The organism is Psychrobacter sp. PAMC 21119, from assembly GCF_000247495.1.
GTDB classification, from domain to species: domain Bacteria; phylum Pseudomonadota; class Gammaproteobacteria; order Pseudomonadales; family Moraxellaceae; genus Psychrobacter; species Psychrobacter glaciei.
Genome location: NZ_AHVZ01000040.1, coordinates 26,476 through 44,109 on the forward strand (window position 1 = coordinate 26,476; position 17,634 = coordinate 44,109).

13 protein-coding genes are annotated in these 17,634 nt (G+C 44.2%); 9 read left to right on the forward strand and 4 right to left on the reverse strand.

Annotated features, from left to right (window positions below; genetic code table 11):
- Positions 1-116: 116 nt before the first annotated feature.
- From RH96_RS12955 to RH96_RS12965, 3 genes are all read left to right on the forward strand, one after another.
- Complete coding sequence (locus RH96_RS12955; protein WP_010201642.1) at positions 117-1,154, forward strand: hypothetical protein; 1,038 nt, start codon at positions 117-119, stop codon at positions 1,152-1,154.
- A 61-nt stretch (positions 1,155-1,215) separates the two neighbouring features.
- Entirely contained in the window at positions 1,216-2,070 is an 855-nt protein-coding gene (locus tag RH96_RS12960; RefSeq protein ID WP_010201644.1) for a YbjN domain-containing protein, read from the forward strand.
- A gap of 118 nt (positions 2,071-2,188) precedes the next feature.
- Positions 2,189-3,106, forward strand: coding sequence for a histone deacetylase (locus tag RH96_RS12965; RefSeq protein ID WP_010201645.1), 918 nt, complete (start codon positions 2,189-2,191; stop codon positions 3,104-3,106).
- 48 nt (positions 3,107-3,154) lie between these two features.
- Here RH96_RS12965 and RH96_RS12970 read toward each other — a convergent pair whose 3' ends face one another.
- Positions 3,155-3,937 carry a sulfite exporter TauE/SafE family protein gene (locus RH96_RS12970; RefSeq protein ID WP_010201646.1) on the reverse strand — a complete coding sequence of 261 codons (783 nt, stop codon included), beginning with the start codon at positions 3,935-3,937 and terminating at the stop codon, positions 3,155-3,157.
- A gap of 39 nt (positions 3,938-3,976) precedes the next feature.
- The gene (gene coaBC, locus RH96_RS12975) at positions 3,977-5,380 is read right to left on the reverse strand and encodes a bifunctional phosphopantothenoylcysteine decarboxylase/phosphopantothenate--cysteine ligase CoaBC (protein ID WP_010201648.1); all 1,404 of its coding nucleotides are present in this window, start codon (positions 5,378-5,380) and stop codon (positions 3,977-3,979) included.
- A gap of 128 nt (positions 5,381-5,508) precedes the next feature.
- Here coaBC and radC point away from each other — a divergent pair, with 128 nt between their 5' ends.
- The 3 genes from radC to RH96_RS12990 all read left to right on the forward strand — a co-directional run bounded on the left by radC (position 5,509) and on the right by RH96_RS12990 (position 11,457).
- Positions 5,509-6,192, forward strand: a complete 684-nt coding sequence (gene radC, locus RH96_RS12980; RefSeq protein ID WP_010201649.1) for a RadC family protein — start codon at positions 5,509-5,511, stop codon at positions 6,190-6,192.
- A 540-nt stretch (positions 6,193-6,732) separates the two neighbouring features.
- Positions 6,733-9,630: an acyl-CoA dehydrogenase gene (locus RH96_RS12985; RefSeq protein WP_010201650.1), complete on the forward strand. Its 2,898-nt coding sequence runs from the start codon at positions 6,733-6,735 to the stop codon at positions 9,628-9,630.
- Positions 9,631-10,080: 450 nt separating this feature from the next.
- The gene (locus tag RH96_RS12990; protein ID WP_010201651.1) at positions 10,081-11,457 is read left to right on the forward strand and encodes a dicarboxylate/amino acid:cation symporter; all 1,377 of its coding nucleotides are present in this window, start codon (positions 10,081-10,083) and stop codon (positions 11,455-11,457) included.
- A gap of 200 nt (positions 11,458-11,657) precedes the next feature.
- On the opposite strand, the gene RH96_RS12995 is transcribed toward RH96_RS12990, so the two are convergent.
- Complete coding sequence (locus RH96_RS12995; protein WP_010201652.1) at positions 11,658-12,413, reverse strand: TSUP family transporter; 756 nt, start codon at positions 12,411-12,413, stop codon at positions 11,658-11,660.
- A 541-nt stretch (positions 12,414-12,954) separates the two neighbouring features.
- Between RH96_RS12995 and nhaA the strand changes: the two genes are divergently transcribed.
- Both nhaA and RH96_RS13005 read left to right on the forward strand, forming a co-directional pair.
- The gene (gene nhaA, locus RH96_RS13000) at positions 12,955-14,154 is read left to right on the forward strand and encodes a Na+/H+ antiporter NhaA (protein WP_010201653.1); all 1,200 of its coding nucleotides are present in this window, start codon (positions 12,955-12,957) and stop codon (positions 14,152-14,154) included.
- A 73-nt stretch (positions 14,155-14,227) separates the two neighbouring features.
- Positions 14,228-15,559, forward strand: a complete 1,332-nt coding sequence (locus RH96_RS13005) for an oxygenase MpaB family protein (protein WP_010201654.1) — start codon at positions 14,228-14,230, stop codon at positions 15,557-15,559.
- 54 nt (positions 15,560-15,613) lie between these two features.
- Here the strand turns inward: RH96_RS13005 and RH96_RS13010 are convergent, their stop codons facing one another.
- Positions 15,614-16,351 carry an NUDIX hydrolase gene (locus RH96_RS13010; RefSeq protein WP_010201655.1) on the reverse strand — a complete coding sequence of 246 codons (738 nt, stop codon included), beginning with the start codon at positions 16,349-16,351 and terminating at the stop codon, positions 15,614-15,616.
- A gap of 655 nt (positions 16,352-17,006) precedes the next feature.
- Here RH96_RS13010 and RH96_RS13015 point away from each other — a divergent pair.
- Positions 17,007-17,570 (forward strand): NUDIX hydrolase, encoded by a 564-nt coding sequence (locus RH96_RS13015; RefSeq protein ID WP_010201656.1) that lies wholly within the window; start codon positions 17,007-17,009, stop codon positions 17,568-17,570.
- Positions 17,571-17,634: the final 64 nt, after the last annotated feature.

The window sequence follows — 17,634 nt, forward strand, 5'->3', positions numbered from 1 at the left end:
TATCAAGCAGCAGTCAATATTCATCACCAACAAATATCATGTTCGTGGCATAATACTTTATGCTTACCCCAACCACACAGTATAACAAATTGTCGATAACTATGACCTCAAAACCTATGCAGACTTCAAAAGATAGCCAAAATTTAGATACGCAAGCGCTAACAATAGATAGCTTAGTCGACGCACAAGTTGCCTTTATGCAGCAATGGCTACGCACACAAGCTGAACCACTGAGCATAGAGGCTTGGCAGTGGTTTGCTGCCCAGCCGTTGAATAAATATGTCAGCGCCGATGATTTGCAACATCTGATCAACGATTGGCTACTGAACCAACCGATGACGGATGTGATACGTAAAGATATTCGCGATATCTTGCATACGATTATTTATCATCCAGTCAATGACAATGTGCCGTTGTCTGAGCTGGTGGATGACACTCAAGTGCAGACCCTAGCCGATTATGTGGGTAGCCATGAGCAGCAGCGTAATATCTTGATTCATACGCTGGTCGGCAACGAGACTTTTGCAGATTTGCTGACGCAAACGCTCTATCACGCGATTAACGACTTTATGGAAACTACGCTGGATAAAGCAGGCGCTGCTGGCAAACTGATGAAGTTTGGGCGCAGCTCTTTTGAAAAGGCGACCAATAGAAATCTTGATGAAAAATTACAGACGTATTTGCACCGTAATATTAAAGACTTAGCACGTCGTGCAGAAGCCAATGCCCAAGAGCACTTATCAAATGACGAAGTCGCTCGGTTACTAGTAAGCGGTTGGGCAAGAATCAAAGATCAGCCGATTAGCCAACTACAAAATTATTTAAGTGATGAGCCTGGTAATAGTAGTATCGAGCATATCGAAGCCAGCATCCAACAGAGCTACAACCGCCTGCGCATGTCGCCTTATCTGCACAGCCTCGTGTCAGCCAGCATCGATACGTGGTATGCCAACCATCAAGGCGATAGCATGGCAACGGTAGCCGCGAGTTTATATATAGATGATCAAGCCATGACGCAATTGAGTACCGCTCTATTGCCTGTAGTACATGATGCCATTGAAAGCGAGTGGTTTACAGCGCATATACGTGAGATGTTGCAAGCATTTTATGCACAGCCCTCTATCAAAGAGGGTTTGATGTTTAACAATAAGTAACTGACTGTTTTTTTAGTGGTCAGTTTTTAATATCATCCATTTACTTGTCAGCACAATACTTATGAGTCAACGTAACAAACTCAGCTTGTGGCAAAAACTCAAACGGTTACTGACTGCCTCAGCACCGCAGTCTGTTATCGATGGCGCAAACTTGTCGACGCAGTCATCAGCGGCTGACGATGACATTGATCTTGATCTGATGCAGGCAGGAATATCTAGCGCCAATACTCGCAATAGCGATGAGGCAAATACGGCTGACTCTACTGGCAGTTTTTTCGGTCAGCGTGACAACAAGCCCCATCATAACAATAATGACCACAGCGAGTACCTGCAGGCCAAAGCTCATTTAAACGCAGGGCAACATGAAGGTCATGACACAGGTATTGTCGATTGTCTGAAACAGTACTTTAATGATAAGCAATGGCACTATACTCACTATCGACCCCAGACCAGTGGCGATAAAAGCACTGACAGCCAAACAACGCATCATTTGTCGCTGAGAATGCGTCATAAACAACTGAACTGCGGCTACCTATTTCGGGTGCAAGAAAAAACCAAGCTACTGGCAGTCTATGGCATTTTGCCATTTTTAATACCAGAAAGTCATCAAAGTGCAGCGATGCTACTGATTACTCAGATCAATTATGACATGCTGATTGGTAACCTAGAAATGGATATCAACGATGGCGAGATACGCTATAAACACGCTGTCGATGTCGAAACCGTTGGTATTAATGACGAAATAATCGAGCATTTACTACAAAGCGTTATTGCAATGACCACTGTGGCAAATGAGCTGTTTAGTGATTTGCTCAATAACCAAGATCCTGCGGAAGACATGCAGACTTTATTAATAGAGCTGCGTCAACAATCAGATTCTAAAACCTTCTTTTTGCCAACGCAGTTTGTTCAGTAATCAACTGATCACAATAGATATTCGCGGTTTTTACAATTTCTCACCAATACCTTACTTTCAAAGCGCTTAAACCTATCTATCCTTAAAACCCCTCTCAACAAAGACATCCTTTAACGCTATGCTCAAAATTGCTTACTCTGATATTTTTCGATATGCCGTGCCTGAAAAGCACCGTTTTCCCATGCAAAAATACACCATGATTCCTGAGCGGCTATTGGCTGAAGGCACTATCAGTATGGTTAATTTCTTTGCGCCTGCGCGATTAAGCGAAGAAGAGATTTTGACCACTCATACTATGGACTATTGGTATAAGCTTAAAACCCAAACCTTACCGCGCAAGGAAGCACGCCCTATCGGCTTTGAGATGACTGAAGCTTTAGTCGATCGTGGTCGTCATATTGCCCATGCGACTTATGAATGTGCGCTTTATGCTCAGCAATATGGCGTGGCGATGAATGTTGCCGGCGGTACGCACCATGCGTTTGCCGATCATGGCGAGGGCTTTTGCGTGTTTAATGATGTTTGTATCGCGAGTAATTTATTATTAAATCGTGGACAGGCGCAAAAGATTTTGGTGGTCGATTTGGATGTGCATCAAGGCAACGGCAATGCCAGTATCATGGCGAATGAGCCAAGGGTTTTTGTGTTCAGTATGCATGGCGCAAAGAACTATCCATTTCGCAAAGAGATATCTGACCTAGATATTGAGCTTGCCAACAATACTGGTGATGCTGAGTATTTACAGATTTTAGAAGAAACACTACCGCGCTTAATAACTGAATTTGCACCAGATATGATATTTTATCAATCGGCAGTCGATGTCCTTGCTACCGATAAGCTGGGCAAGCTTGGGCTAACGCAAGCTGGTTGCAAGGCACGTGATGAATATGTATTACGCCAAGCAAAAGCCGCTAAAATTCCTGTCGCTATCGTGATGGGCGGTGGGTATTCAGAAGATATTGAAGATGTGGTTGAAGCGCACTGCAATACGTTTCGTTTGGCGCAACAGATATTTTTTGATGAAATAACAGAGTAACGCACGCATAAAATAGCATCTAAACAGCCAGCTGCCTCGCGAGCTAGTTTATAAAAATGCTACAATCCCCTGCCAACCCACACGCAGCCCAAGCACCGTGAGAATCAATAAAATGAGCTGACGAAAGCGTGCTTGTGGTAAATAACGACGTAAGCGGATACCAACTAAAAGCGCGGCGATAGATAAAACACTGAGCAAAGTAATCAGCTGCCATTCACCACTGCTGAGCGCCATAATAGGCTCACGTAATACAATGATTTGGGCAATTTTACCTAAGAAATAGCACATGTTGCCGACTTTGGCGATGGTGTTCTTATCATCGCTGGCAGACAGTAGATACATCATCAATATGGTCGACATGGCATTGGTCGAGCCGCCAATCACACCTGCACTAAAGCCAACGATGATTAATACAGGCTTGGTAGCAGGTAGCCGGAGTTGCTTACCAAGCAAGCTGCTTATGACGTAAAAACCAATAACCGCTGCCAATAGCAATAAAATATATGCGCTATCGACCCATAGTAAGAGCTTCGCGCCTAGAATACTACCGAGTAAGCTGGTCAACGCCAATAACCAATAGCGCCTGCCGTAATAGATGAAATTTTGCCAGATCGTGCGCCCGCCACCCGCGAGCCAAGTCATGGCATTAAGCAATAACGAGGGGAAGATAACTAATACAATGGCATGGGGTAACGGGTAAATGCTAGCAAGCGCAGTGGTCGTAACCAACGTCACACCCAGCCCACTAATACCATGTAGCAACGATGCTAGCGCAAAGATTACCATCAGTAACAACGTCTGGGTGCTATCACTATCCATCATATTAGCCATAAATATTAAGACCTAATATTTGGATTAAGAGTGACATAACTAGGCATTGTGACCATTGTGGCGTTGCCATATTGTCTCACCAATGATGCCAGCTAACTGCTCAGCAATCTTATCTTTGCTCGCCTTCTCCAGCGTCACTGCCGCTTGCTCATAACGCTCTGAGAAAAATACCTGCATGGCATTGTCGTCACTAGCAAAGCCAATGTCTGCTCGTGAGACATCATTACAAGCGATCAAATCTAAATTTTTAGCCACTAGCTTACCGCGAGCATAGCGCTCGATATCTTGCGTTTCTGCCGCAAAACCAACGACAAACAGCGCTGGATGCGCAAGCGAAATCGTCGCTAGGATATCAGGGTTTTTGACCAAACTCAGCGTCATCGCATCTTGGGTCTTTTTGATTTTTTGCGGGGCAGCTTCTTCAGTACGATAGTCGGCGACAGCCGCAGTGGCAATAAAGATATCCGCCATTACATTTTGATTCTCGCTATGAGCATGCTCATCATCAATCTCATGGCTGTGATTATGACTGTGGCTATGATCATCGCCGCAATCACACTCGCCATGATGTTCATGTTGATGGCTATGATCGTGAGAATGGTCGTGCTCATCTTCAGGCACATACTGTAGCGCACTGTGCGTACCATCCACGCACTGCTGAGCTGCTATCAGCATCTCTTTAGCCGACAACACATCAATGCGCGTGACATTCAGCGGTGTCGGCAGTGCCACTTTGCCGCCCGCAATCAAGATAACATTTGCACCAGCAGCCACGCACGCACGTGCTAATGCAAAGCCCATCTTGCCAGTAGAGTGATTAGACAAATAGCGTACCGGATCAATCGCTTCGACAGTTGGTCCAGCAGTAATCACCACTCTTTTACCTGTCAATAATTGCGGTGTGGTTTGCATCGCGTTAAATAATAATACTTCTGCCAATAGCTGCTCAGGTTCAGGCAAACGCCCTGCCCCCACATCACCGCAGGCCTGCTCACCGCTAGCAGGTTGGATAATTTGATAATTCATATCGCGCAGGGTCTGTACGTTCAGATTCACTGCTGGATGCGCCCACATTTGCTGGTTCATCGCTGGAGCAATAATAACGGGAGCCGTCGTTGCTAAGCACACGGTCGCCAACAAATCATCAGCCATGCCCATCGCGAGGCGAGCCAGTGTATTGGCAGATGCTGGCGCAATGACGATTAAGTCCGCCCACTTAGCAAGCTCGATATGCCCCATCCCCGCCTCTGCCTGCTCATCTAACAAGGAGATATGCACCTCATTACCGGTCAATGCCTGTAGGGTCAATGGCGTAATAAAAGCCTGCGCACCTGCGGTCATAATCACACGCACATCAAAGCCTGCCTTCATTAGCAGACGGGCAAATATAGCAGATTTATAAGCGGCGATACCGCCGGTGATAGCAAGGATAACATTCGACATAAGCGTGGCATCAGTAAAAAAATTGAAAGATAAAATTGCGCTTATAGTAACAATTATGAGATAAGTTGGGTAACGTTTTCCGCATTTATATCATATATCTAGCATCCAACCCTCATTAAGGAGTGACAATGGCGATTAAAGACTGGCATGAAGATGATAGACCACGAGAAAAACTGCTAAAATTTGGCGCCGCTCATTTAACAGATGCTGAGATATTGGCGATATTTTTACGGACTGGCACGCAGTCGCAGTCAGCAATTGAGCTGGCACGTCATCTGATCGATCAGTTTGGCAGTCTTGCTGAACTCTTAGCAGCGCCGCCACAGACTGTGCTTGCTTGTCATGGTATCGGCCCTGCCAAGTACGCACAGATATTGGCATCGCTTGAGATGGGTACGCGTTATTTAGACAGTAAGCTAAAGACAGGTCAAGCACTGGGACGCTCACAAGTCGTCAAGGACTATATCAACACCCAATTGCGCGGTGAGCACCGTGAAGTCTTTGCCGTCCTTTGCTTAGACAATGCGCTAAACCTGTTAAACTTTGAGATACTGTTTACTGGCGGTATCTCGTCCTGTTCCGTCTGTATCAAACACGTACTTCGTCATGCGTTGAGCCATGCTGCCAGTCAACTCATCGTCGCGCACAACCATCCGCATACCGATGCGACCCCTTCAACGGCAGACAATCTATTGACCTACGAGCTAAAGAAAGCCTGCGATTTAATAGACTTGTCCTTAATTGACCACATCATCGTTGGACGCAATCAGACATTATCTTATGCCGAAAGCTGCTTAGCGCCTTTCGGTTAGTCGAAAAATATTCGAGTAAAGACTTATACACCATACTTCAAGCGAGGTTAACGCCATGATACTTTGATAATGGACACGCAGTTATCTTGAATCAATTATAACGCTGGTTTATTGGCGATATATCTAGAATATGATACATATCCTCGACACAGAATAGCATTTTCGCTATTGATAGTTATCGATAACTATTTCATATTAGTAGCTAACTTTCGCTCAGTTATTTATATTTTGATTCATTAGTTTTTGTAGAGCATCAAATATATATTTCTAATGGTCAGCAATCCTAGTTTTATCGCATTTTTTTGACTCAAGAATGGTTCTTTGAGTCAGAATGACGTTGTGATAGACGTTTATAAGTTTGTTCACCAATAGATTTTTAATATGATTGCTATAAAAATAATGACATTGTTTATTTTAAAAGGTTTTAGATTCAAAGTTAATTGATTTAAAACCCATTATTTTAAATAAAATGCTTTCTTAATATAATCTCTTTCTGAGCTTTACCTCATTTTCCAGTTAGGTTTTACCAAGGAGACAGTCATGGCAGTTGGCTTATTTATTTTGGCAGTAATCATACAGTTAGCCACAGTTTTGGCCATCTTTTTGCTGTCTCTATCGCGCGTCACTGGTAGTATCGTCGCCATTATTACCGTGGTCGTGACCGCCATCATCAGTCCATGGTCACTTATTTTAGGCATACCGATATTGCTATTGTGTTTGGTGCTGCTTGTCGCGCCTATCCGTCAGTCATTGATTACCAAGCCTGTCTATAAGATACTCGCTGGCGCAATGCCAAGCATGAGTGATACTGAGCGTGAAGCTCTCGATGCGGGTACGAGCTGGTGGGAAAAAGAGCTATTCATGGGTTCGCCGAACTGGGACACTTTTGCCAATTACCCATATCCAAAACTGTCAGAAGAAGAACAAAGCTTTATAGACAATGAAGTAGAAGTGCTGTGCGCCATGCTTGATGAATGGAAAATTCAGCACGAAGACAAAGACCTGTCGCCTGAGGCGTGGCAATTTATTAAAGCCAATGGCTTCTTAGGTCTGATTATTCCTAAAGAGTTTGGTGGTCTTGAGTTTAGCTCGTATGCCCAAAGTCGGGTAATGAGTAAAATTGCCTCGCGCTCACCCACCGCAGCTGTGACCTGCATGGTGCCAAACTCGCTCGGCCCTGGTGAGCTGCTCATGCATTATGGGACGGACGCGCAAAAACAACGCTGGCTACCCGGTTTAGCAAAAGGCGAAGAAGTGCCATGCTTTGGTCTGACTGGTCCTGAGGCCGGTTCGGATGCTGGCGCTATTCCTGATACAGGTGTGGTGTGTTACGGAACTCACAAAGGCGAGCAAATGCTTGGTCTGCGTATGAACTTTTCTAAGCGCTGGATTACCCTTGCCCCTATCGCTACTGTGGTTGGATTGGCATTTAAAATGCACGATCCCGAAGGTCTGCTTGGTGACCCTAGCAAAACCGATTACGGCATTACGTGTGCGTTGGTTCCTGCTAGCCACGAAGGGGTCATCACAGGGCCGCGTCATAACCCAATCGGCTCACCATTTATGAATGGTACAGTCGATGGCACAGACGTCTTTATCCCGCTAGATTATATCATCGGTGGTGTTGAAAACGCTGGGCGCGGTTGGCGCATGCTGATGGAGTGTCTGGGTGTGGGTCGAGGTATCTCTCTGCCAGCCTTATCTACTTCAGCAAGCGAGATGACGTATCTGTCGGTTGGTGCGTTTGCCAAAGTTCGTGAGCAGTTCAAGATATCAGTAGGTAAATTTGAAGGTGTACAAGACGCCACTAGCCGTATGGCGAGTAATACTTATATGTTAGAAGCGTTCCGACATCTCGTTACATGCGGATTGAATCAAGGTGGTACGCCATCGGTTATGACGGCAATGGCAAAATACTATGCGACAGAAACCATGCGTAGCGTTGTTAACGATGGTATGGATGTCGTGGGTGGACGCGCTGTACAAATGGGGCCTCGTAACTTTTTGGCGACGCCATACCAAGCGATTCCCGTTTCTATCACTGTTGAAGGTGCCAACATTTTAACGCGTTCTTTGATGATCTTTGGTCAAGGGGCGATGCGTTGTCATCCGTATTTATTTGACGAATTACAACTCTTGCAAAGTGAAGACAAAGAATCTGCGACCAAAGAGTTCGATACGTTATTTTTTAAACATTTGGGTTATACCTTTAACCGCGGGGCAAAAGCCTTTATCGCTGGTTATATCGGTGGCAGTAGCGATGCACCAAACTTTGCCGATGACTTTACCCGCCCTTATTACAAACATATCAACCGTCTAAGTGCTAGCTTTGCCTTGACAGCTGACATGGCTTTAGGATTGTTAGCTGGTGATTTGAAGCGCAAAGAGATGCTCTCTGGTCGTTTGGCAGATATTCATGGTCACTTGTTCATTGCGACCGCGATTTTGCAGTTTTATGAGCACGGTAGCAAATCAGAAGCCGAGCGCTTACATGCCGAGGTCGCGCTACAAAACAGCCTATATACCATTCAAGAAGCCTTTGTTTCTTTCTTTGCCAACTTTCCAAATCGTATGGCGGCGGGCGTCGTCAGCTTTGTGACTTTCCCGAGTGGTCGTATCTTTACTCCAGCGAGCGATGAGTTGAAAACCAAACTGGGCGATGTGTTTATGGATGACCATGAAGCCAATCCCTTCCGTGATTATCTCAAGACCATGGTCTATTATAATACCTTGCCTGATGATGTCAGCGGTCGCATGGAGCATGCGTATCAAACCTTACTTGACATTGAACCCTTGTGGCAGAAATTCAAAAAAGCAGAGCATAAAGACAGCTTTGAAGGCTTAACCTTCGAAGATCATGTGGTCTATGCCAGCCAAAATGGTGATATCACTGAAGAAGAAGCTGAGAAACTGATTCAATATAATGGGCTACGGTTTGATTCATTATTAACAGATGTGTTCGATGGACATCTATTGAAAGCGCAAGAGCGTGAAAATCCACATAGCTTAGAAAACGCCGTGCACAAGCTGACTGATTACGCGCAGCTAAAAAATGATGCCCAAGCAAAAAATGGCACAGCGCCTAGTAACACGATGGTAGCCACAGATCCTCAAGATCAAACGGGTGATGCCAACCCTGATCATGGCTATGAGAGCGATGGCGATGTAAAAATGGTGGACGAGCAAAGTACCGTCGAAGAAGTTCGAGGGCAAACACATTTTGAAGCATCTGATCCAGAAGCAGAAGCACTTGACCCTCGTTATCGTGATGCCGAATCAACGCTTAATCAGCGCATGAGCTATAATCATGGTCTGAATAAAACAGACTCTGAAGTGTCTAACGATTCAGAGTCTACTTCAACCAATACACAACCTGAGGTAGTCAAGGACAGCAAATGGCAGGATGGCCTCCGTCGTGATGAAAGCGACAAGGTCTAAAGATGCAGGCAATCACTGACAGGCGTCTATTTATGATAGATATCGCTTTAACCTTTTAATCATACGAAACCCTTACTTCCAAAAAGTCATTTAAATCAATTAGATAAATAACCACAAGCGAGACCGTCTAAAATAGGCGGTCTCGCTTTTTTGCCAAAAAAAATCGCCGTCTATATTTACTATTTAACATGCACTTTACTCGCGTTTAAGATCTTTATTATGACAATCAAATAAATGAAACGGAAAAAATCGCTAATGTCACGCTATTTAAATGATAAAAAAATCTTGCAGTACCCTTAACAATTATTTTATATTGTCCAAAATTTTGACACTAAGTAACACACAAAAACATATAGACGTAACACCATCAGGCGTTGAGACAACAATCATAGATATATTGATTTATTGCCGTACTGACTACTGAGCGTTGCATATAAAAGGATAGAGGGTATGTGGAAAAATATGGGACTGACGGGCAAGATCATGGTTGCCATGGCGCTCGGTATCATACTGGGTTTGTTTATAAACTATTCAGGACTAAACGCTGAAGGCGGCTTTGTTAATACGTATATTACAAACGGCTTCCTCGCTATTATTGGCAAGCTATTTGTTAACTCGCTAAAAATGTTGGTCGTACCTTTGGTGCTTATCTCACTGATTTGCGGTGTGTGCGGCATTGGTGATATTCGCTTGCTTGGACGTATTGGTACCAAAACATTTATGATCTATATGTTCACCACCGCGCTTGCTATTGCGACGGCGATTGGACTTGGCTCGCTATTTGGTATCGGTAAGGGCATGACCATTGGCACTGACGCCACTTTTGAAGCAGCATCAGCACCGCCATTGCTTGATGTTTTCTCAAACATTATCCCATCAAACCCTATCAGTGCGATGGCCAATGGCGATATGTTATCGATTATTTTCTTTGCGATTCTCATCGGTGTCAGTATTCTGATGGTTGGTAAGCCTGCTAAAGGGTTGGTGCAAAGCTTAGAGCTAATCAATGAAGTCATCTTAAAGATGGTGACGATCATTATGAACCTAGCACCATATGGTGTCTTTGCCCTATTGACCAAGGCAATGGCTGAGCTTGGTTTAGATTTAATTTGGTCATTACTTGGTTATGTTGCGGTATTGGTCGGTTCATTGGCCTTCCATTTCTTTATCACCATGATGATTGTCCTTAAGCTTGCTTCTGGCTTGTCTATCAAGACCTTTTTGGCAAAAATGCGCGAAGTTCAAATCTTTGCTTTTAGTACGTCAAGCTCAAACGCGACGATTCCTATTACCTTGCGTACCGTTACCAAGCGTATGGGTGTTAATAACTCTGTTGCCTCGTTTACCGTTCCTTTTGGTGCCACCATCAACATGGATGGTACGGCTATTATGCAAGGTACAGCAACCATCTTCATTGCCAATATCTATGGTATTGATTTGGGCGTGACCGAGTATCTGACGGTTATCTTGATGTCGGTACTGGCATCTGTCGGTACGGCTGGTGTACCAGGTGTTGGTCTGATCATGCTTTCTATGGTATTTGCTCAAGTTGGCTTACCAATCGAAGGTATTGGCTTAATCTTAGGTGTGGATCGTATTCTTGATATGTTACGTACCGCTGTCAACGTTGGTGGTGATGCGGCAGTAACTGCCATCGTAGCAAAATCAGAAGGCAAAATGGATCTGGCTATTTATAACGATCCTGACGCTGGCGCGAAAGACGTATTTGACGGTCATATTGATGAAGACAACGAGCGTGAATTCTCTGAAGTCTTTAGTGATGGCATCATGGGTAGTGAGTATGATGATGTAGATCGTCGTCGCTAATCGACACTGCTATCTATAGTCATTCCACTATAAAAGTATTACAGCGTTAACCTCGCTTGAAGTATCACATGTACATCTACACTCGGTTGCCTTGTACTACTTTTAAATTGAATCGACTATAAATAGACGTTCATAAAATAAAAAACCTCAGCCAAATCGGCTGAGGTTTTTTTGAGACATATAAGATTATTTATTGTTATTTAACCAAAAACGTATTTAGTTAACATGGCAAAACACACCAATACAATCATCGGACGAATCAGCTTACTACCGCCTTTAACCACCATGTGCGAGCCAAAATACGCACCTATCGTTTGCCCAACCATCATTGCTAGCCCCACTTTCCACAGTACATTACCGCCTAAAATAAAGAAAATCAGCGAGCCAATATTGGTCGATAAGTTCAAGACCTTTGCCGTGCCTGTCGCTTCAATGATCTGACGACCGCGCAAAGCCACATTACCAAGCGCAAAGAACATGCCAGTTCCTGGGCCGATATAACCATCATAGAAGCCTATTATGGGCGTAACGACTTTTTGCCATTTACCTTCTGAGATACGCGGTGCGGCTTCTACTTCACCAAGTCTGGGTGCAAATAGCGTATAGAGACCAATCGCTGCGATTAAAAACGGAATCAGCTTTTCGAGCAAATCAGGTGGTGACATCTGTACGGCGATCGTACCGATAACCGAACCGATAAAAGCAGCAATAATGGCCACCTTGATACGTTGTGGCTTGACGACCCCTTTTCTAATCATCGTAATGGATGCTGCTAGCGCACCTGAAGCGGCTTGTAGCTTGTTAGTGCCTAGCGTTAGCACTGGGGGAATATTGGCTAGTAGCATGGCTGGTATGGTCAATAAGCCACCACCACCTGCGATAGCGTCAATAAAACCTGCCAGCACTGCCACGGCTGTCAGCATTAAAATAATCTCTAGAGAGAATGATAAGTCCATAACACCGACCTGTAAACTTTATGATAAAAAATGAAGAAGCCCTAAAAACTGGCTTTAAGAACTGGCTTTAAGAACTGGCTTTAAGAACTGGCTTTAAGAAATAAGAATAAATGATCACTATCAGTGTTGCTACCAACTTTGCTAGTGGCTAGCCAATAGTACTGCTGATATGTATCAAAGCTGTGACAGAACACTGCGTGATGCCATTCATTATAGAGATAAAAGACTAAAAAAAGCCAAAAACGAGGTGAAGTCTGCTAGATTTGTCTAACAGGTTATTGAAATATTTAAGAATAATATTTTTATCAATGACAGGTTTTATGATTTATTCCTGCTTTGCCTCTCGCCATAGCGCTGGCATTTCGCTCTTATTACTAGGGTAAGATAGGTTTATGGTTTCAGTTTGACGGATTTTGTTGTGTATATGAATGAGATTATGAGAAACTGTTAACGTCTATCTGCGACACTGTCAAATTTAGCAGTATAGATACTTGAGGTTATTGCATTATTTAGCAAATTGTATTTAGTAAATGAGGATGATATGGCAATAAAAAGAATTAAGGCATTTTTCGAATTTGAGGCAGCAGGCGGTATCATTTTAGCATTGGCTGCCATCGCTGCAATGATCATTGCTAATAGTCCCCTCAGCGTTTGGTACGAGGCTTTTATTCATGCCCCTGTATCCATTCGTATTGGCGAATTTGGTATTGCCAAAGATGCGCATCATTGGATCAATGATGGTCTGATGGCTATTTTCTTTTTCTTAGTCGGACTTGAGCTAAAGCGTGAAGTCTTGATTGGTGAGCTCTCTAATATTAAGCAGATTATCCTGCCTGCTGGAGCGGCACTAGGCGGCATGGTTATGCCCGCCATTGTCTATTTGCTTTTTAACTATAATGAACCTGATTTTTGGAAGGGTTGGGCTATCCCTGCGGCGACAGACATCGCTTTTGCTTTGGGTATCTTAAGCCTGCTTGGTAATCGTGTACCAAACTCATTAAAAGTGTTTTTGGTGTCTATTGCTATTTTTGATGATATTGGTGCCATTTTAATCATCGCCTTATTTTATACCAACGACTTGTCACTGGGCTCATTAGCTGTCGCTGGTTTATGTCTACCGTTTTTATATTTACTCAATCGTCGCAATGTGACGAGCATCACCCCTTATCTACTCATCGGCGTGATTATGTGGATTGCGGTACTCAAATCTGGTATTCATGCGACATTGGCAGGGGTGGTGTTAGCGTTATTTATTCCTATGTTCGATCGTACTGATCCTGAGCACTCGCCAGTAGAAGAGCTAGAACACGATCTACACAATACCGTTGCCTTTGGTATTTTGCCGCTGTTTGCGTTTGCCAACTCGGGTATCTCGCTCAAGGGTGCAGGCTTCGCTGAATTATTTCACTCAGTACCGCTAGGTATCGCCGCTGGTCTTTTCATCGGTAAGCAACTGGGCGTGATGATAATGTGCTGGTTAATCTTTAAACTTGGCATCTCGACCATGCCACGAGGCATGAACTTTAAGCAAATCTACGGTGCATCCTTACTATGCGGGGTTGGTTTTACCATGAGTTTGTTTATCGGTGGCTTAGCATTCGCAGGCGACACGACCTTATTCGATGAGCGTTTGGGTATTATTATGGGTTCAATTGTCTCTGGTATCGCCGGTTACATGATGCTCAAAGCAACGCTAAAAGAAGACATTAACAGTACCTCGGTAGATCTGACCCGTCATTAATTCGATTGATGGGTTAATGAGGTAATCTATAAGCAACAGACGCACGCGATAGATGATAGGTGTAGAGATAAATATGAACAAAAAGCACAATGGTTTAGATTTAGACACCTATCGTCAGTCGGCAACTTCTTATCAGCGTCATGGTCGTACCACTGCTGTCGATGATCATAGTGACTTACAGGTCCTAAAGCGCATTAAGCGTTATTTATTACCAAAAGACTTTGCCATCTCGCAAGACTTATTAGACGAGATAGTCGCGGGCTATGATATCGGTGATCCACTCGCGGATGCTTTAGCGGCTGACGGTATTCGTTTTTCTAAACCCTTACAGCACATCATTCTTGATGATACTCCAACTCATGACCCCATAACCCACTCTTCGTTTAGCGCCTTAACTGAACAATTTAGCAGCCATCCTGATTGGTTTGATCCTAAGCTTGCGCAAATTGGCGCAGTCGCCTATCGACGTTATCCGCTGATGCTTATTTGGCTACTTCGTAACGTCGCGCTGATGGCTGGCTATAGCATCCCTGCCCTTTCCTTGCCTTTGATTCAAACTGGTGCTTTGATGCACGATGCGCTACCGCGCTTGATGCGTACTTATGCTTATATTCTAGCGGTCTCTGAGCATCCACAATCAACTGCACACATGGCTAACGACCGCCAGCCTATCGAGCAAGTGCTAGCGATTGACTCTGAGGGATGGCGGCAGTCCATTCAGGTACGTCAAATCCATACACTGGTGCGGCAAAACCTGCTTAAAGGTAAAGGAAATGCTGCTAAAGGTGTCATAGCAAATGCCGACCAGCATCATAATCCAGATGGCAGCTGGAACACAGATTATTGGGGTCTTCCTATTAATCAAACCGATATGATTGCTACCCATTTGCAGTTTTCATTGTTGATTATGCGCGGCCTACGCCTACTGGGTGCACGCATCAGCCCTGAGGAAGCAGAAGGGATTTTGCATTTATGGAATCTGGCCAGCTACTGGATGGGCGTTGACTTAGAGCGCTTGCCAACAGATGAAGCGGCTTGCTGGGAGTGGTTATATACTTATTTATCGATTCAACAGCTTGATTTTAAGATGGGACAGCCGCTAGCAAAAGCCCTGCATGATTTGCCTCGTCAGCTCATGGGAGAAGACAATCGCCGTGGACGTTTTGTTGAGATGGTCAATGCCAGTGTGACACGTACGCTAGTCGGTGACGATATCGGTGATGGCTTAGATTTGCCCAAATCGAAAATCCGCTTTGGCGTCCTGTCCTCAGTACCGATTCTCTTTGCTCTTGACACTGCCAGACAGCACAATCAAGCTTTGGCGCATAAATTAGAAGCCTTCCGTGCCAAACGGCAAGACAATATGAATTGGTGGCTCAAAAAAAATGACGACTACTATAAGTAATGATGACTAGGGTCTGTTGAACATTTTAAGCGAAAAACTCAACTGCCCTGCGCGTTAATTGCGCGTATCTTGTATACGGTAATACCACTCAAGCTGCCGATCAAACCCCGTTTCTAATAAGCTAGCGATGACTCGTCCCGTTAAACCCCATACTGTTTCACCATCCACTTGCCAGCTGGGCGTAAGGATGGTCGCCATTTGATCTTGCATCACATATTCTATCGCATACTCTACGGTGGGCTGAGTTAATAAGGTTTCAAAATCTGCCCAAAAAATACGTGAGATTTCGCCAAGCTCAGGTACTAATACTAAATCTGGCGCAATAAGCGCGACAATCGGACGCACACTCATACCGCTTTTGGACGTTTGGATCGGCAATTGACCGAGTAGCTGGACTTTATTGGGTAGTAGCGCCGTCTCTTCGCAAGCCTCACGTAATGCGGTAACGACATTGTTACCATCGCCAGCTTCATGCTTACCGCCTGCACAAGATACCTCGCCAGCATGACTATTCATATGGGCAGCGCGGCGTGTCAATAGCAGCTTAGGATGGCGTTCATGGGTGATGGCAACCAATACTGAGGCATCGGCAATGGGTGTCTGATATAGGCTATCTAAAATGCGAGTACGACGAGAGGTGCCACCAGCGTTGTACATTGCTGGACTGGTGACAGCACTTAATGTCTCATGCTGCACTCGCTCTGCCAATTTTCTAATAGTGGGATAACGAATAAAGTCTGGCACAGCGACTGACAATTCATCAAAATTTACAGACTGCGGGGGAAGTAACATTATAATTGCCTTGTATTTTTATCGGTATAAAGCCTTGTCACAATAAGATGGTCATAAAAACAATAGTCATAAAACGATAGTTATCGTCATCAAATCTATAAATTTATCATTAAATTATTTAATAATTGCTAGGGTGTGTACTCATCTTAAAAATGGTGATAAAAATGAGGTAAATTGCCGTCAAACAAGGAACATAGTATTGAGGACATACCCTAGAGCGTGTGCTAACTAAAGACCCAAAATAATGTCTCAATCTAGATTAGCGCAATCGCCTGTTTACTGCATGCTATTTATGTGACTGCCTATTTGTATCACAAGAATTAATTGAGAGCCTCTGTTTTATAGCAACAAACAACGTCTCTGCGGTGAAATAATATAGTCAAGGAATTTTAGAATTGTTACAAGCCGCCCGACCGCAGATAGCACACTCAGTACATCTAGGACGGGTAACACCGTAGCGGTTTAAAAGTGCTCTGACTATACATTACTGTTATCATCATTCTGTGCAAAGAAAATATGTGCTATCTTAAGGTAATGGCTGTTATTTACGATCGTACGGCAGCATGACTGTTGCACCCTAAGTATAACGCTGCACACCCAAGCTATTACCATGACACCCCATATCCTTTCTTATCATAATAACAAGGCAGTTTATATGCGCTATTGTCTACAATGTGGCCACGAGGCTGAACGTAAAATACCGGCCACCGATAATATCCCGCGTTTGGTCTGCCCAAATTGTGGCTATATTCACTACGAAAACCCAAAGGTCATCTGTGGCTCATTGGTCGTTCACAAGGGCCGAGTATTGCTATGCCGCCGAGCGATTGAGCCACAGTATGGCTTATGGACGATACCAGCAGGCTTTATGGAGAATGGCGAAACCATCGCTGATGGCGCGGCGCGTGAGAGCTTTGAAGAAGCTGAAGCGGTGGTGACCAACCCCCATTTATACTGCCTCTATGATATCCCTGATATTGGGCAAATTTATGCGATTTACTTGAACGATCTAAAAGATGGCGCTTATGGTATTGGCTCTGAGAGTCTTGACTGTGCGTTATTTAGTGAAGAAGACATTCCATGGGATAGCATCGCCTTTGAAGCGGTACGTCGCACGCTAACCAGTTACTTTGAAGATCGTAAGCAATTCGATAGCCATGATAAATTCCCTGTGCATCAAGATTATATTGGTAAAGACCAAAGCATTAAACGGTATTAATTGAGTGATTAGGCACAAAAAAGCCAAGCTTAATGCTTGGCTTTTTTGTGCTTCATGGTAAGTT

Bases quoted from the DNA above. Each gene is read 5' to 3' on its own strand.
- RH96_RS12955 (WP_010201642.1), top strand. From the start codon at position 117: ATGCAGACTTCAAAAGATAGCCAAAATTTAGATACGCAAGCGCTAACA.
- RH96_RS12960 (WP_010201644.1), top strand. From the start codon at position 1,216: ATGAGTCAACGTAACAAACTCAGCTTGTGGCAAAAACTCAAACGGTTA.
- RH96_RS12965 (WP_010201645.1), top strand. From the start codon at position 2,189: ATGCTCAAAATTGCTTACTCTGATATTTTTCGATATGCCGTGCCTGAA.
- RH96_RS12970 (WP_010201646.1), bottom strand. From the start codon at position 3,937: ATGGCTAATATGATGGATAGTGATAGCACCCAGACGTTGTTACTGATG.
- coaBC (WP_010201648.1), bottom strand. From the start codon at position 5,380: ATGTCGAATGTTATCCTTGCTATCACCGGCGGTATCGCCGCTTATAAA.
- radC (WP_010201649.1), top strand. From the start codon at position 5,509: ATGGCGATTAAAGACTGGCATGAAGATGATAGACCACGAGAAAAACTG.
- RH96_RS12985 (WP_010201650.1), top strand. From the start codon at position 6,733: ATGGCAGTTGGCTTATTTATTTTGGCAGTAATCATACAGTTAGCCACA.
- RH96_RS12990 (WP_010201651.1), top strand. From the start codon at position 10,081: ATGTGGAAAAATATGGGACTGACGGGCAAGATCATGGTTGCCATGGCG.
- RH96_RS12995 (WP_010201652.1), bottom strand. From the start codon at position 12,413: ATGGACTTATCATTCTCTCTAGAGATTATTTTAATGCTGACAGCCGTG.
- nhaA (WP_010201653.1), top strand. From the start codon at position 12,955: ATGGCAATAAAAAGAATTAAGGCATTTTTCGAATTTGAGGCAGCAGGC.
- RH96_RS13005 (WP_010201654.1), top strand. From the start codon at position 14,228: ATGAACAAAAAGCACAATGGTTTAGATTTAGACACCTATCGTCAGTCG.
- RH96_RS13010 (WP_010201655.1), bottom strand. From the start codon at position 16,351: ATGTTACTTCCCCCGCAGTCTGTAAATTTTGATGAATTGTCAGTCGCT.
- RH96_RS13015 (WP_010201656.1), top strand. From the start codon at position 17,007: ATGCGCTATTGTCTACAATGTGGCCACGAGGCTGAACGTAAAATACCG.